The sequence below is a fragment of the Pseudomonas sp. EA_15y_Pfl1_P101 genome (genome assembly GCF_963970835.1).
Lineage (GTDB): Bacteria > Pseudomonadota > Gammaproteobacteria > Pseudomonadales > Pseudomonadaceae > Aquipseudomonas > Aquipseudomonas tritici.
This window is the reverse complement of record NZ_CAXAPA010000004.1, coordinates 32730-47903: the sequence shown is the minus strand read 5'-3', so window position 1 is coordinate 47903 and position 15174 is coordinate 32730. Positions and strand designations below refer to the sequence as shown.

11 protein-coding genes are annotated in these 15174 nt (G+C 61.1%); 10 read left to right on the top strand and 1 reads right to left on the bottom strand.

The features are described 5' to 3' along the window. The first annotated feature begins 36 nt into the window (after positions 1 to 36). The 10 genes from AACY36_RS07035 (at position 37) to AACY36_RS06990 (ending at position 14144) form a co-directional block, all read left to right on the top strand. Positions 37 to 1896, top strand: coding sequence for an extracellular solute-binding protein (locus AACY36_RS07035; RefSeq protein ID WP_339439172.1), 1860 nt, complete (start codon positions 37 to 39; stop codon positions 1894 to 1896). Next, on the top strand, positions 1896 to 2957 hold the full coding sequence (locus AACY36_RS07030) for a microcin C ABC transporter permease YejB (RefSeq protein ID WP_065890854.1): 1062 nt from the start codon (positions 1896 to 1898) through the stop codon (positions 2955 to 2957). The genes AACY36_RS07035 and AACY36_RS07030 overlap by 1 nt, the downstream gene beginning before the upstream one ends. Next, positions 2957 to 3979 (top strand): ABC transporter permease, encoded by a 1023-nt coding sequence (locus AACY36_RS07025; RefSeq protein ID WP_339427597.1) that lies wholly within the window; start codon positions 2957 to 2959, stop codon positions 3977 to 3979. The genes AACY36_RS07030 and AACY36_RS07025 overlap by 1 nt, the downstream gene beginning before the upstream one ends. Positions 3980 to 3989: 10 nt before the next feature. Further along, the gene (locus tag AACY36_RS07020; RefSeq protein ID WP_339415877.1) at positions 3990 to 5561 is read left to right on the top strand and encodes an ABC transporter ATP-binding protein; all 1572 of its coding nucleotides are present in this window, start codon (positions 3990 to 3992) and stop codon (positions 5559 to 5561) included. Positions 5562 to 5618: 57 nt separating this feature from the next. Next, positions 5619 to 7028, top strand: a complete 1410-nt coding sequence (locus AACY36_RS07015) for a sigma-54 interaction domain-containing protein (protein WP_339496845.1) — start codon at positions 5619 to 5621, stop codon at positions 7026 to 7028. 286 nt (positions 7029 to 7314) lie between these two features. After that, the gene (locus tag AACY36_RS07010) at positions 7315 to 8706 is read left to right on the top strand and encodes a GntP family permease (protein ID WP_339415874.1); all 1392 of its coding nucleotides are present in this window, start codon (positions 7315 to 7317) and stop codon (positions 8704 to 8706) included. A 7-nt stretch (positions 8707 to 8713) separates the two neighbouring features. After that, complete coding sequence (hbdH, locus tag AACY36_RS07005; RefSeq protein WP_339415873.1) at positions 8714 to 9487, top strand: 3-hydroxybutyrate dehydrogenase; 774 nt, start codon at positions 8714 to 8716, stop codon at positions 9485 to 9487. 123 nt (positions 9488 to 9610) lie between these two features. Further along, positions 9611 to 11569: an acetoacetate--CoA ligase gene (locus tag AACY36_RS07000; protein WP_339496844.1), complete on the top strand. Its 1959-nt coding sequence runs from the start codon at positions 9611 to 9613 to the stop codon at positions 11567 to 11569. A gap of 135 nt (positions 11570 to 11704) precedes the next feature. Further along, complete coding sequence (locus AACY36_RS06995; RefSeq protein ID WP_339496843.1) at positions 11705 to 13825, top strand: ATP-binding protein; 2121 nt, start codon at positions 11705 to 11707, stop codon at positions 13823 to 13825. Between the two features lie 43 nt (positions 13826 to 13868). Further along, a complete protein-coding gene (locus AACY36_RS06990) occupies positions 13869 to 14144 on the top strand; it encodes a peptidylprolyl isomerase (RefSeq protein WP_003174397.1) in 276 nt (91 codons plus the stop codon). 118 nt (positions 14145 to 14262) lie between these two features. Here the strand turns inward: AACY36_RS06990 and AACY36_RS06985 are convergent, their stop codons facing one another. Continuing rightward, positions 14263 to 15165, bottom strand: coding sequence for a sugar kinase (locus tag AACY36_RS06985; RefSeq protein ID WP_339427601.1), 903 nt, complete (start codon positions 15163 to 15165; stop codon positions 14263 to 14265). Between the last annotated feature and the right edge of the window lie 9 nt (positions 15166 to 15174).

The following is a 15174-nucleotide window of genomic DNA, read 5'->3' as shown; positions in this document are numbered from 1 at the left end:
TCCCTTTTCTACTTCACACGGCGTTCAAGGCTGACAATGCGATTGGCTTTTTCCTACCTTTTTAGCTCGACGCTGGTCCTGTTGCTGACCAGCACCGCCCTGATTGCGGCGCCCCAACCTTACCTTACGGTATACGGCGAACCGGCCAAGTACCCCGCGGGCTTTAGCCATTTCGACTACGCCAACCCGAATGCCCCCAAGGGCGGTAGCCTGAGCCGATCAGCGATCGAAATCGGGCGCTTCGACCATGTGCTGCCGTATATCGACAAAGGCATTGGTGTTTCCCAGGTCGATGGCTGGCTCTATGCGCCACTGGCACAGCGCTCCCTGGATGAGCCCTACACGGTCTACGGCCTGGTCGCCGAGAACATGGAGCGCGCCGACGATGGCCTGTCGCTGCGCTTTTTCCTCAACCCCAAGGCACGCTTTGCCGACGGCAAACCGATCACCGCCGAAGACGTGCGCTACAGCTTCGACCTGTTGATGACCCAAGGCAGCCTGCGCTTTCGCACGCTGTTCGCCGACGTCACGCACGTCGACGTCGAGGGCGAGCGCCAAGTGCGTTTTGACTTCTCTAGCAATGAAAACCGCACCCTGCCCCTGGACATTGCCACCCTGCCCGTCTTCCCGGAGCACTGGTGGAAAACCCGTGATTTCGCCAATGGTGGCGGTTACGAGGCCCCGCTGGGCAGCGGTCCGTACAAAATCAGCAAGATCGACTCCGGCAGCACCATCACCTTTACACGCGACCCGAATTGGTGGGGCAAGGACTTGCCTGTCAGCCGTGGCCTGTACAACTTCGATCACCTGAGCCTGGAGTATTTCGGTGACACCGAAGTGGCCCGCCAGGTCTTGCGCGGCGGCGCCTACGACTTCAACCGCGAGTTTTCCGCCACCGGCTATTCCATCGGCTACAACGGCCCGGCCCTCGACGATGGCCGCTTGCAACGCGCGCATTTGGCCAAGCAGATGCCGCAAGCGGCCCAGGGTTATGTATTCAACGTGCAAAAACCGATGTTCAAGGACCGCCGCGTGCGCCAGGCGCTGGCGATGCTGTGGGACTTCGAATGGGCCAACCGGCAGATGATGCGCAACATGTACATCCGCCAGCAGAGCTTCTTCTCCAATAGCCCGCTGGCTGCCAGCCAGCTACCAAGCAAAGAAGAGCTGGCGATTCTCGAGCCCTTGCGCGGCCAGGTCCCCGACGAGGTCTTCACCCAAGTGTTCAAGGCGCCGGTGACCGATGGCAGCGGCATGATTCGCGACAAACAGCTGCAAGCCCTGGCCTTGCTGGAAGACGCCGGCTGGAGACCTGAAGGCGATAAGCTGGTGAACGCCGAGGGCGAGCCACTGGCGTTCACATTCCTCAATACGCAGAACGGCCTTGAGCGTCTGCTGCTGCCGTACAAACGCAACCTGGCACAGATCGGCATCACCTTGAATATCCGCCGTATTGACGCTTCTCAGTACGTGAATCGGATCATGACTCGGGATTACGACATGATCGTGATCGGCTTTCCCGTCACCACGTCGCCAGGCATGGAGCTGTACAACTACTTCGGCTCGGCTGCGGCCTATGACCCCGGCGCCAATAACTACATGGTGCTCAAGGATCCGGCCGTCGACACCTTGATCAAAGGCCTGGTCAAGGCCGACACCCAGGCGCAGATGCTCACCTACGCGCATGCCCTGGACCGGGTATTGCAATGGAATTACCTGTGGATCCCCAACTACTACCCACCGGGCACCTCGGCCGCGTGGTGGAACCGCTTCGGTCGCCCGGCCATCGAGGCGAAGAACGACGAAGCCCTGGAAACCTGGTGGGAAATCAGTCCCACGCCACTGACCAATGAACAAATGACAGCCGAGCTGAAAAAACGCGGAGGTTCGCGCTGATGTTTGCCTATATCGTTCGGCGCTTGTTGCTGATCATCCCGACGTTGGTGATCATCCTGCTGGTGAATTTCGTGATCGTACAGGCCGCCCCCGGCGGTCCGGTTGAGCAAGCCATCGCCCACCTGCAAGGCATCGGCGGCGGTGGCGTCGGTGGTTCATCCGGCGAAGGCATCAGCAGCGGTTCCCGCGCCAGTCGTGGCCTGGACCCGAAGTTGATCAAGGACATCGAAAAACAATACGGTTTCGACAAGCCCGCGCCGGAACGCCTCTGGCTGATGCTCAAGAGCTATGCCCAGTTGGATTTTGGTAACAGCTTCTTTCGCGGTAAAACAGTGATCGACCTGATCCTGGAAAAAATGCCAGTGACCATTTCCCTTGGTTTATGGGCAACGCTGATCACCTACCTGGTGTCGATCCCCCTGGGAATTCGCAAGGCCGTGCGCCATGGCAGCAGCTTCGATGTGTGGAGCAGCACCGCCATCGTCATTGGTTATGCAATGCCGGCGTTCCTGTTCGCGATGTTCCTGATCGTGGTGTTTGCCGGCGGCACCTCGCTGAACTGGTTCCCGGTGCGCGGGCTGGTCTCGGAAAACTTCGAAGAACTGAGCACCGTGGGCAAGATCGCCGATTATTTCTGGCACCTGGTATTGCCGGTAACGTCGTTGGTGATTGGCGGTTTCGCCACGCTGACGATCCTCACCAAAAACTCGTTTCTCAATGAAATCACGCGCCAGTATGTGGTGACCGCACGCGCGAAGGGCTTGAGCGAAAGACGCGTGCTGTACGGCCATGTATTTCGCAACGCCATGTTGCTGGTGATCTCGGGCATTCCCCAGGCGTTTATCAGTGTGTTCTTCGCCGGTTCCTTGCTGATTGAAGTGATCTTCTCCCTCGACGGCCTGGGCCGCATGAGTTACGAAGCCGCCGTATCGCGGGACTATCCGGTGGTATTCGGCTCGTTGTTTATCTTCACGTTGTTCGGCCTCTTGATAAAACTGATCGGTGACCTCTGCTACACCCTGGTGGACCCGCGTATCGACTTCGCCGCGAGGAACGCCTGATGCTTAATCTGTCTCCCGTTGCCCGTCGGCGTTTCGAGCGGTTCAAGAAGAACCGTCGCGGCTGGTGGTCGCTGTGGCTGTTTATCGGCCTGTTTATCCTGACACTCGGCGGCGAGTTGATCGCCAACGACAAGCCCTTGGTGCTGAGCTTCAAGAACGAGCTGTATTTTCCGGTGTTCAAGCGTTACACCGAGCAGCAATTCGGTGGTCAGCTGCCGTTCCAGGCCGACTATCGCAGCGATTACGTGCAAAAGCTGATCAAGCACGACGGCGGTTGGATGCTGTTCCCACCGATCCCGTTCAGCGATGACACGCCCAACTACGAGCTGACCCGCCCTGCCCCCAGCCCACCTTCAACGGTGAACTGGCTGGGCACCGATGACCAGTCGCGGGATGTGTTGGCGCGGGTGATCTTTGGCGCGCGGGTGTCGATCCTGTTTGCCTTGGCGCTCACGGCGATCAGCGCCGCCATCGGCATTGCGGCGGGTGCCTTGCAGGGCTACTACGGTGGCTGGGTGGATTTGATTGGCCAGCGCGTTCTGGAGGTGTGGTCCGGGCTGCCGGTGCTGTACCTGCTGATCATCCTTTCCGGCTTTGTCGAGCCGAATTTCTGGTGGCTGCTGGGGATCATGGCGCTGTTTTCCTGGCTGGCCCTGGTGGATGTGGTGCGCGCCGAGTTCCTGCGCGGGCGCAACCTGGAATACGTCAAGGCCGCACGCGCGTTGGGGTTGGGTGACGGCAAGATCATTCGCCGGCATATCCTGCCCAACGCGATGACCGCGACGTTGAGCTACCTGCCGTTTATCTTGACTGGGGCGATTTCGACCTTGAGCGCGCTGGATTTCCTGGGCTTTGGCATGCCGGCAGGCAGCGCGTCGCTGGGCGAACTGATCGCCCAGGGTAAACAGAACCTGCAAGCGCCGTGGCTGGGCCTGACGGCGTTTTTCACCTTGGCGCTGATCCTGTCGCTGCTGGTATTTATCGGCGAGGCACTGCGTGATGCCTTCGACCCCCGTTCGTGAGTGCTCCCGTATGAACCTGATCGAAATCCGCGACCTCAGCGTCGCGTTCAGTGGCCAGACCGTGGTGCGCAACCTGAGCCTGGATGTGCGCCCCGGTGAATGCCTGGCGCTGGTGGGCGAGTCGGGCTCGGGCAAGTCGGTGACGGCCCATTCAATCCTGCAATTGCTGCCCGAAGCGGGTACGCAAACCACAGGTTCGGTGAAGTATCGTGGCCAGGAATTGATCGGTGCCTCAGCGGCAACCCTGCAAAAGCTGCGCGGCAACCGCATTGCGATGGTCTTTCAGGAGCCGATGACCTCCCTCAATCCACTGCACAGCATCGAAAAACAGATCGGCGAAACCCTGCTGGTGCACAAGGGCCTGGGCGGTAAGGCGGCGCAGGCGCGCATCCTCGAATTGCTTGAGCTGGTGGGCATCCAGAAACCCCAGGAGCGGCTCAAGGCCTACCCGCACCAGCTCTCCGGTGGTCAACGCCAGCGGGTGATGATCGCCATGGCCCTGGCCTGCGAGCCGGAGTTGCTGATCGCCGATGAACCCACCACCGCCCTGGACGTGACCGTGCAGCGCAAGATCCTGCTGCTGCTCAAGTCCTTACAGCAACGCCTGGGCATGTCGCTCCTGCTGATCAGCCATGACCTCAACCTGGTGCGCAGCATTGCCCAACGCGTGTGCGTAATGCACGCCGGGGAGATTGTCGAACAGGCCGACTGCCAGACCCTGTTCAATTCGCCTCAGCACCCTTACAGCCGCCTGCTGCTGGATGCTGAACCGGCCGGTGATGCGCTGTGCAGCGATGAGCGCGAGACGGTGTTGCAGGTCGACGACCTGAGCGTGCAATTCCCGCTGAGCAGCGGCCTGTTTCGGCACAAAACCTATCTGCGTGCGGTGGATGGCATCAGCCTCAGCGTGCAGCGTGGCAAGACCCTGGGGATCGTCGGCGAGTCTGGCTCGGGTAAATCCACCCTGGGCCAGGCGATCCTGCGTTTGCTCGATTCCACCGGCAGCATCCGCTTCCAGGGTGCAGCCCTTGACCCGCTGAATAACCAGCAAATGCGCCCATGGCGCAAGCAGATGCAGGTGGTGTTCCAGGACCCTTACGGCAGCCTCAGCCCACGCATGACCGTGGAGCAGATCATCAGCGAAGGCCTGGAAGTACACGCGCCGTGCAGCCTGGCCGACCGCGATGCGCAGGTGGTTCAGGTGCTCGAGGACGTGGGCCTTGACCCTGCTAGCCGGCACCGCTATCCGCATGAGTTTTCTGGCGGTCAGCGCCAACGTATCGCCATCGCCCGCGCCCTGGTGCTCAAGCCGGCGCTGATGCTGCTGGACGAACCCACCTCGGCCCTCGATCGTACGGTGCAGAAACAAGTGGTGGCACTTCTGCGTGAACTGCAACAGAAATACGGCCTGACTTACCTGTTTATCAGCCATGACCTGGCGGTGGTGCGCGCCATGGCACACGACATGATCGTGATCAAGGACGGCAAGGTGGTGGAGGCCGGCGCGAGCCACCAGGTGTTTGATTCACCGCAGCATGCCTATACCAAAGAGCTTTTAGCAGCGGCGCACATTCCCTTATAGGCGTGCGCGCCCACAAGGATCGCGATTCCATGTCCAATTTGTGTTGGTAGCCTAAACATGAACATCACCGATAACCTCAAGGACTACCAACAGGTTCGCGGCCTGGCCATCCAGTCGCTGTTCGAGATTATCGAGCAGTCCAGCGAGGGCACAGTGATTGTCGACCGCGACGCCAATATTGTCTGGATGAACGAGCGTTACGCCAAGCGCTTCGGCCTGAAAAGCGCTGACGAAGCCATCGGCCAGCCCTGTGAACAGGTGATTTCCAACAGCCTGCTGCGCCAGGTGGTGCGCAATGATCAGCCGATCTTGCTGGATATCCAGGACACGCCCAAAGGCCCGCTGGTGGTGATGCGCCTGCCGATCCACAACGACGCAGGCGCGGTGATCGGGGCGATTGGTTTTGCCTTGTTTGATGAGCTGCGCAACCTGTCGCCATTGATCGAACGTTACCTGAGCATGCAACAGGAGCTGGCCTCCACTCGCTCATTGCTGCGTTCGCGCCAGAGCAAATACAACTTTGCGCACTTCATCGGCACCAGCGCCGCCAGCCTTGAAGTGAAACGCCGGGCGCGGCGCAGTGCGAGTGCCGAATCGCCGGTATTGTTACTGGGGGAAACCGGCACCGGCAAGGAGTTGCTCGCCCAGGCGATTCACGGCGCCTCCACGCGGGCGCACAAGGCCTTCGTCAGCGTCAACAGCGCGGCGATTCCCGCAGACCTGCTGGAAGCCGAGTTCTTCGGCACCGCACCGGGCGCGTTTACCGGTGCTGACCGCAAGGGCCGTCCCGGTAAATTCCAGATCGCCCAAGGCGGCACGCTGTTCCTCGACGAGATCGGGGACATGCCCCTGCCGCTGCAAAGCAAATTGCTGCGGGTATTGCAGGAAAAAGAATTCGAGCAAGTAGGCTCCAACGAGATGCTGCACAGCGATGTGCGCGTGATTGCCGCGACGTCCATGGACCTGGAGGCGGCGATCAAGCGCGGCGAATTTCGTGCGGACCTGTATTACCGGCTGAATGTGCTGCCCATCCAGGTACCGCCGTTGCGTGAGCGGCTGGAGGATGTCCCGGCGCTGAGTGAGGCGATCCTTGAGGAACTGCGCAGCCAGCATGAACTGGATCATGAAGCGTTAGCGTTATTGGCGCAGCATGCGTGGCCGGGGAATATCCGTGAGCTACGTAACGTGCTGGAGCGCGCGGCGTTGTTGAGTGATGACTTGGTGTTGGATGCCCGGGAAATTCGTGCGGCAATTGGTACGTTCACCCCGGTGCAGCGTGGCAGTGCGGTGGTGCCGGTGGAGGGGGAGAGTTTCGGTGCGGCGCGGGAGCGGTTTGATCGGCAGGTGATAGGGGCGGCGTTGGAGGCGTGTGAGGGGAATGTGGTGGAGGCGGCGAAGCGGCTGGGGCTTGGGCGGTCGACGTTGTATAAGAAAATGGTGGCGTTGGGCATCAGCGAGTCTCAATAAAGAGACATAAATCTCGAATTCAAGACAATCTAATGTGGGAGCTGGCTTGCCTGCGATCGCTGTGGTTCAGCTTGCATATAGGCTAGCAGGAAGACCGCTATCGCAGGCAAGCCAGCTCCCACATTTGAACTGCACCTGTCTCAAATAAGAGACAAACCTTAGAGCTGTTGTTTGAAATATCTTAAATATCATTATATTTCAATAGCTTGTGATCTTGGCACACATCTCGCTATAGCCCTCCTTCAAGCCTCACCCCACAAAAATAACAACCCGATGGAGACACACCATGAGTGTGATCATTGCCCTGGCAGCCCTGGCGCTGCTGATGCTGGCTGCCTACCGTGGCTATAGCGTTATCCTGTTTGCCCCCATCGCCGCCCTCGGCGCTGTGCTGCTCACCGACCCGTCCGCCGTCGCCCCTGCGTTTACCGGGGTGTTCATGGAGAAAATGGTCGGATTTATCAAACTGTATTTCCCGGTGTTCCTGCTCGGTGCGGTGTTTGGCAAGCTGATCGAGTTGTCGGGCTTCTCGCGCTCGATTGTCGCCGCCGCGATCCGCTTGCTCGGCACGCGCCAGGCGATGCTGGTGATCGTGCTGGTCTGCGCCCTGCTCACCTATGGCGGCGTGTCGCTGTTCGTGGTGGTGTTTGCGGTGTACCCGTTCGCGGCGGAGATGTTTCGCCAGAGCAATATTCCCAAGCGGCTGATACCGGCAACCATCGCCCTCGGTGCGTTTTCGTTCACTATGGACGCCCTGCCCGGCACGCCGCAGATCCAGAACATCATCCCCAGCACCTTCTTCAACACCACCGCCTGGGCCGCGCCGTGGCTGGGGCTGGTCGGCACAATCTTCGTGTTCTGCGCCGGCATGCTGTACCTCGCGCGCCAGCGCAATAAGGCGCAACGTGCCGGTGAAGGCTATGGCACCGAACTGCGCAACGAGCCCGAAACCGCTGAGAACCTGACCCTGCCCAACCCATGGATCGCGCTGTCGCCGCTGATTCTGGTGGGGGTGATGAACCTGTTGTTCACCCACTGGATCCCGCAGTGGTACGGCAAGACCCACAGCCTCAGCCTGCCGGGCATGAGCACACCGGTGACCACCGACATCGCCAAGCTGACCGCAATCTGGGCGGTGCAGGCGGCGTTGCTGGTGGGCATCATCATGGTGCTGGTGTTCGGCTGGTCGGCGATCAAAAGCAAGCTGGCCGAAGGCAGTAAAAGTGCGGTCAGCGGTGCGCTGCTGGCGGCGATGAACACCGCCTCGGAATACGGTTTTGGCGCGGTGATCGCCTCGTTGCCAGGCTTTTTGGTACTGGCAGACTGGCTCAAAGGCATTCCCAACCCGCTGGTCAACGAAGCAATTACCGTGACCCTGCTGGCCGGTATTACCGGCTCCGCGTCGGGCGGCATGAGCATTGCCCTGGCGGCCATGTCCGAGAGCTTTATTTCGGCGGCCCATGCGGCCAATATCCCCCTTGAAGTGCTGCACCGGGTGGCGGCGATGGCCAGCGGCGGCATGGACACCCTGCCCCACAACGGCGCGGTGATCACGCTGTTGGCGGTGACTGGCCTGACCCACCGCGAAGCCTACAAGGACATTTTCGGCATCACGATCATCAAGACCCTCGCGGTGTTTGTGGTGATCGGTACTTTCTACGCCACCGGCATTGTGTGAGGTTTTCATGACGACATTGAACGGCAAGACCGCTCTGGTCACCGGCTCCACCAGCGGCATCGGCTTGGGCATCGCGTTGAGCCTGGCAAAGGCCGGGGCCAATCTGATCCTCAACGGCTTCGGCGACGCCGGCGCGGTGATCGCGCAAGTGCAAGCGTTTGGCGGCAAGGTCGGCCATCACCCGGCCGACGTCAGCGACCCGGCGCAGATCGCCGACATGATCGCCTACGCCGAGCGTGAATTCGGCGGCGTGGATATCCTGGTGAATAACGCCGGCATCCAGCACGTCGCGGCGGTGGAAGACTTCCCGGTTGAGCGCTGGGACTCGATCATCGCGATCAACCTGTCCTCGGTGTTCCACAGCACGCGCCTGAGCTTGCCGGGCATGAAAGCCAAGGGCTGGGGGCGCATCGTCAATATCGCGTCGGTGCACGGGCAAGTCGGTTCGGTGGGCAAGGCGGCGTATGTGGCGGCCAAGCACGGCGTGATCGGACTGACCAAAGTAGTGGGCCTGGAAACGGCAACCAGCAACGTCACGTGCAACGCCATCTGCCCTGGCTGGGTGCTGACGCCGCTGGTGCAGAAGCAGATTGATGATCGCGCCGCCAATGGCGTGGACCCGCAGCAGGCGCAGCATGATTTGCTGGCACAGAAGCAGCCGTCACTGGCGTTTGTCACGCCGCCGCAGCTGGGTGAGTTGGTGCTGTTTTTGTGCAGCGAAGCGGGTAGCCAGGTGCGCGGTGCGGCGTGGAATATGGATGGCGGTTGGCTGGCACAATAAACACAGACTTCCACACCAATGCAGATCCAAATATGGGAGTGGCGGTGCGACGATTCGACTTGCTCGCTCCCACATTGGATCTATGTTGTCTCGTAGATTTGTATAAGAACAAGAGACTCGCGCATGTCCGACATCCTCTGGCAACCCTCCCCGGCACGCATCGCCAACACGCGCATGGACCAGTTCCGTCGCTACCTCAACGAACGCTACAGCGTGCAGCTCAGCGACTACCCGGACCTGCACCAGTGGAGCATCGACCAGCGCGCGGATTTCTGGCGGGCGATCGTGGCGTTCTTCGACGTGCAATTTCGCAGTCCGCCCACGGCCGTGCTGATCGAAGACACCGAGATGCCCAGTGCCCACTGGTTTCCCGGCGCCACCCTGAACTTTGCCGAGCACCTGTTGCGCCGCCGCGACGATCACCCGGCGGTGGTCGCCATCGGCGAAGACGGCCAGCGCGAGCAATTGACCTACGCCGAACTGGCTGCCCATGTCGCCGGCCTGCAAAAAAGCCTGCGCGCTGCCGGCGTCACCCAGGGCGACCGGGTTGCCGCGTGCATGCCCAACACCTGGCAAACCCTGGTGGGCATGCTCGCGACCACCAGCCTGGGCGCGATCTGGTCGTGCTCATCGCCCGACTTTGGCACCCAGGGCGTGATCGACCGTTTCGGCCAGATCGAACCCAAAGTGCTGATCACCTGCGCCGGTTACCGCTATGCCGGTAAGCACATCGACCAGACCGCCAAGCTCAATGAAATCCTCGAGCGCCTGCCGTCCCTGGAACAGTTGATCATTGTGCCTTATGCACGGCCCCAGGCGCGGGTCGAGGACTACCGCACCCACGCCAGCATCTCCCTGTGGCAGGACGCCTACCAAGCCGGTGGCGAGCCGGAATTCGTCGCCGTACCGTTCGATCATCCGCTGTACATCCTCTATTCCAGCGGCACCACCGGTATCCCTAAATGCATCATCCATGGGACCGGCGGCGTGCTGCTCACCCACCTCAAGGAACACGGCCTGCACGCCGACCTGTCGCGCGAGGACTGCCTGTTCTACTACACCACCTGCGGCTGGATGATGTGGAACTGGCTGGTGTCGGTGCTGGCCATCGGCGCCACGGCGGTGCTGTATGACGGTTCGCCGTTTCACCCGGGCCCCGAGCGGCTGATCGACCTGATTGACGCGGAAAAGATCAGCGTGTTCGGCACCAGCCCCAAGTTTCTTGCCACGCTGGAAAAGTCAGGCCTGCAACCGCGCATGACCCACGACCTGAGCAGCCTCAAAGGCCTGATTTCAACAGGTTCACCGTTGTCGCCGCAGAGCTACGACTACGTGTATCGCGAGATCAAGCGCGAGTTGTGCCTGTCCTCCATGTCAGGCGGCACCGATATCGTCTCCTGTTTTGTGATCGGCAACCCAGTGTTGCCGGTGCGGCGCGGCGAAATGCAGTGCAAGAGCCTGGCAATGGCCATTGAAGTGTGGAACGACCAGGGCCAGCCACTGATCGGCGAAAAAGGCGAACTGGTGTGCACCCGGCATTTCCCGGCCATGCCGATCGGCCTGTGGAACGACCCGGAGCGCCATAAACTGCGCGCCTCGTATTTCAGCCAGTTCCCCGGCGTATGGGCCCAGGGTGACTACGCCGAACAGCGGCCCAATGGCAGCCTGCTGATTCACGGGCGTTCCGACGCCGTGCTCAACCCGGGCGGCGTACGCATCGGCACGGCAGAGATTTATCGCCAGGTGGAAAAAGTCCCACAGGTGCTGGAAAGCCTGGCGATTGGCCAACGCTGGCAGGACGACGTTCGTGTGGTGCTGTTCGTGCGCCTCAACGACGGTGTGGACCTGGACGCAGCCCTGGAGCAACACATTCGCCAGGTGATCCGCGCCAACACCACACCACGCCATGTACCGGCGAAGATCCTCGCTGTCACCGATATCCCCCGCACCATCAGCGGAAAGATCGTTGAATTGGCGGTGCGCAATGTGGTGCACGGCGAGCCCGTGAAGAACACCGACGCCCTGGCGAACCCGCAGGCGCTGGAGCAGTTTCGCAATCGCCCTGAACTGGCTGAAGGATGAAAGGTTTCAGCCCCGGCGCACTGTTTTGAAGACAAACCCCGAATGCATGCTATTTTTCGGGGGTAGTCACTCATTCCCACGTCACGGGATAATGGGTGTTGTCATCTTTCAAAGCGTTACGCTCAGGGCTTTTACATGAAGGGAACATCCACCGGTAGCGAAGCCGCCGCTTTAATTGCGCGGCTGGACTGGACGCAAAGCCCACTCGGTGAGGCCAATGATTGGCCACAAAGCCTGCGCACTGCCCTGGATATTGTCGTGCACTCGCCGATGCCGATGCTGCTGCTGTGGGGCAGCCAACTCACGCAACTCTATAACGACGGCTTCGCACTGCTGGCGGGTAACAAACACCCCGAAGCCATGGGCAAACCCGCGCACCATACCTGGCCGGAGCTGGAAAGTTTTGCCGCGCCGGTCTACGACGCTGTGCTCAGCGGCGAGGTGCGCACGTTCAGCGAGCAGCGCTTCGTGCTGCAACGCAATAATCGCGACACCGAGATCTGGCTGGACCTGACCTACAGCCCGGTCCGCGATGAAAGCGCCAACGTGGCTGGCATCCTGGTCACCGCCATCGAAACCAACGAACGCCGCCGGGCCCAGCACAACACGGAACAACGCCTGCAACTTGCCCTGGCGGCCACTGACGCCGTAGGCACCTGGGACTGGGATATCGGCGAAGACCGTTTTATTGCCGACGCGCATTTCGCCTACCTGCACGGCGTCGAGCCCAGCGATGCAGGCCTGCTGCCGATCAGCGACTACCTGCAAGGCGTGCACCCCGAAGACCGTGGCACGGTGACGCGCAGCATCAAACACTGCATCACCTTCGGCACCGAATACGCTGAGGAATACCGCCTGCTGCAGGCCGATGGCAACGTGCGCTGGGTGTTTGCCCGGGGCCGTTGCTACAAGGACCATCAAGGCCGCCCGGCGCGGTTCCTCGGTGCCGCATTGGACCTCACCGAGCGCAAGCACACCGAACAGGCCCTGCGCCACCTCAACGAAAACCTTGAGGAACGCGTGGCCCAGCGCACCCAGGCGCTGGCCGAGTCCAACCAGCGCCTGCAAAACGAAATGTACGAGCGTGAGCGCGCCGAAGACGCCCTGCGCCATGCGCAGAAAATGGAAGCGGTCGGCCAACTCACCGGCGGTATCGCCCATGACTTCAACAACATGCTCACCGGTATCATCGGCAGCCTGGACCTGATGCAGCGCTATATCACCGCCGGGCGCAGTGATGAGATCGGGCGTTTTACCGATGCTGCCGTGTCGTCCGCCCATCGTGCGGCCGCCCTCACCCACCGCTTGCTGGCGTTCTCACGCCGCCAGTCACTGGACCGACGCCCGCTGAACCCGAACCAATTGGTGACGTCTCTGGAAGACTTGTTCCGGCGTACCACGGGCGCGCATATCTCGCTCAAAGTGCAACTCGGCCATGACATCTGGCCGGTGAACACCGATGCCAGCCAACTGGAAAATGCTTTGCTCAATTTGGTAATCAACGCCCGCGATGCCATGCACGATGGCGGTGAAATCCTGATTGAAACCGCCAACAGTTACCTGGACGGCTCCGACATCATCACCCTTGAACCGGTCAAGGCTGGCGACTACGTGATGCTGGGCGTGTGCGACAACGGCACGGGCATGGCGCCGAAGATCCTGGCCAAGGCGTTCGACCCGTTCTTCACCACTAAACCCATCGGCCAGGGCACCGGCCTGGGGCTGTCGATGATCTACGGGTTCGCCCAGCAGTCCGGCGGCCACGTGACCATTCAAAGTGATCCGGGCCAGGGCACGTGTGTGCGCCTGTACCTGCCGCGCCTGTACGGTACGTCGCTGGAAAGCAGCCAGCCGCCGCACCTGAGCGAAGCCCCGTTGGCGCTGGCGGGTGAGGCGGTAGTGGTGGTCGAAGACGACCCGGCGGTGCGCATGCTGGTGGTCAATGTGCTCGATGAACTGGGCTACACCGCGCATCAGGCGGCGGACGCACGGGCTGCACTGCCGCTGCTGGAGTCGGACCTGCGCGTAGATTTGCTGGTCACCGATGTCGGCCTGCCGGGCATGAACGGCCGGCAGTTGGCGGAAATTGCCCGTCAGCAGCGGCCCGGTCTCAAGGTCCTGTTCATGACCGGGTACGCCGAGAAAGCCGCTGAGCGCCAGGGCTTTCTGGAAGACGGCATGAACATGGTTGCCAAACCGTTTTCCATCGACCTGCTGGCCACGACAATCCGCAGCATGATCAGCGTGGACGAATGAGTTCAGGCATAATCGCGCGCCGTCGCACACCTGGTAGAGATCAATGAAAGCCCAAGCCCGTCATATCCTGGTGAAAACCAGCGAAGAAGCCGAACAACTCAAGCAGCGCATTGCCAAGGGCGAGGCGTTTGACGTGCTGGCCAAGAAGTACTCCACCTGCCCGTCTGGCAAGCGTGGCGGCGATCTGGGTGAAGTGCGGCCTGGGCAGATGGTCGGGGCGATTGATGCGGTGATTTTCAAGAAGCCGGTGAAGGTGGTTCACGGGCCGATCAAGAGTAAGTTTGGGTATCACTTGGTGCAGGTGTTTTACCGGGACTAAGGGGTTGGCTTTGGACCGCTTTCGCGAGCAAGCCCACTCCCACAGTTGACCGCATGTCATCTGAAGGAATGCAGTCAACTGTGGGGCTTGCTCCCGAACCGCCGCAGGCGGCCATTCATCAGGGAATCAAAGCTCCGGACACCTGGATCACCCGACTCGCCAACCGATGCCCAGCCAAGGCGGCCTCTTCGGGTGAGCCCCCCTTGAGCCGACCAGCCAAATACGCCGCACTGAACGAATCCCCCGCCGCCGTCGTATCCACCACCTTCTCCACCTTCAGCGCGGGCACTGCGAACCGCTCCCCTGCACAACGGATCAAACACGCGTGCGCCCCGCGCTTGAGCACCACCTCAGCAATCCCCGGATACGCTGCGAATACCTGCTCACTGTCGGCATAACCAAACAACGCGCGCTCGTCATCCTCGGTCAACAAGGCAATATCCACCTCGGCCAACACTTGGTGATACGCCGCCCGTGCCGCCTCGACACTGGCCCACAGGCGCGGTCGGTAGTTGTTGTCGAATACCACCTTACCCCCGCGTCGACGGGTTTCGATCAAGGTTGGCAGCAAACGCTCACGGCCGATTTCACCCAGTACCGCCAGGGTAATGCCGCTCAGATACACCACGTCGTAGTCCGGCAAGGCGGCCAGGATCGGCTCGGCCGCAGGCGTAGTGAAGCACTCGCGCACGGCGGCTTCGTTACGCCAATAGAGGAATTTACGCTCGCCATTGGCATCGGTCTGGATGCAATACAAGCCTGGCAAACGCCCGGGCAGGCGCTGGACCCTGCCCAGGCCCAAGCCTTCTTGCGCCCACTGTTGGCACATGGCGTCACTGAAGCTGTCATCGCCCAGTGCGGTGACGTAGTCGACGTGAGCGGTGTCGCCCAGTTCACGGCGCAGGTAGACCGCCGCGTTAAGGGTGTCGCCGCCGAAGCTCTGGTGCAGGCTGCCGTCGGCGCGGTGTTGCAGTTCGATCATGCATTCGCCGATGAGGGCGATGTGGGGTTGGGGGGGCATGGCATATCT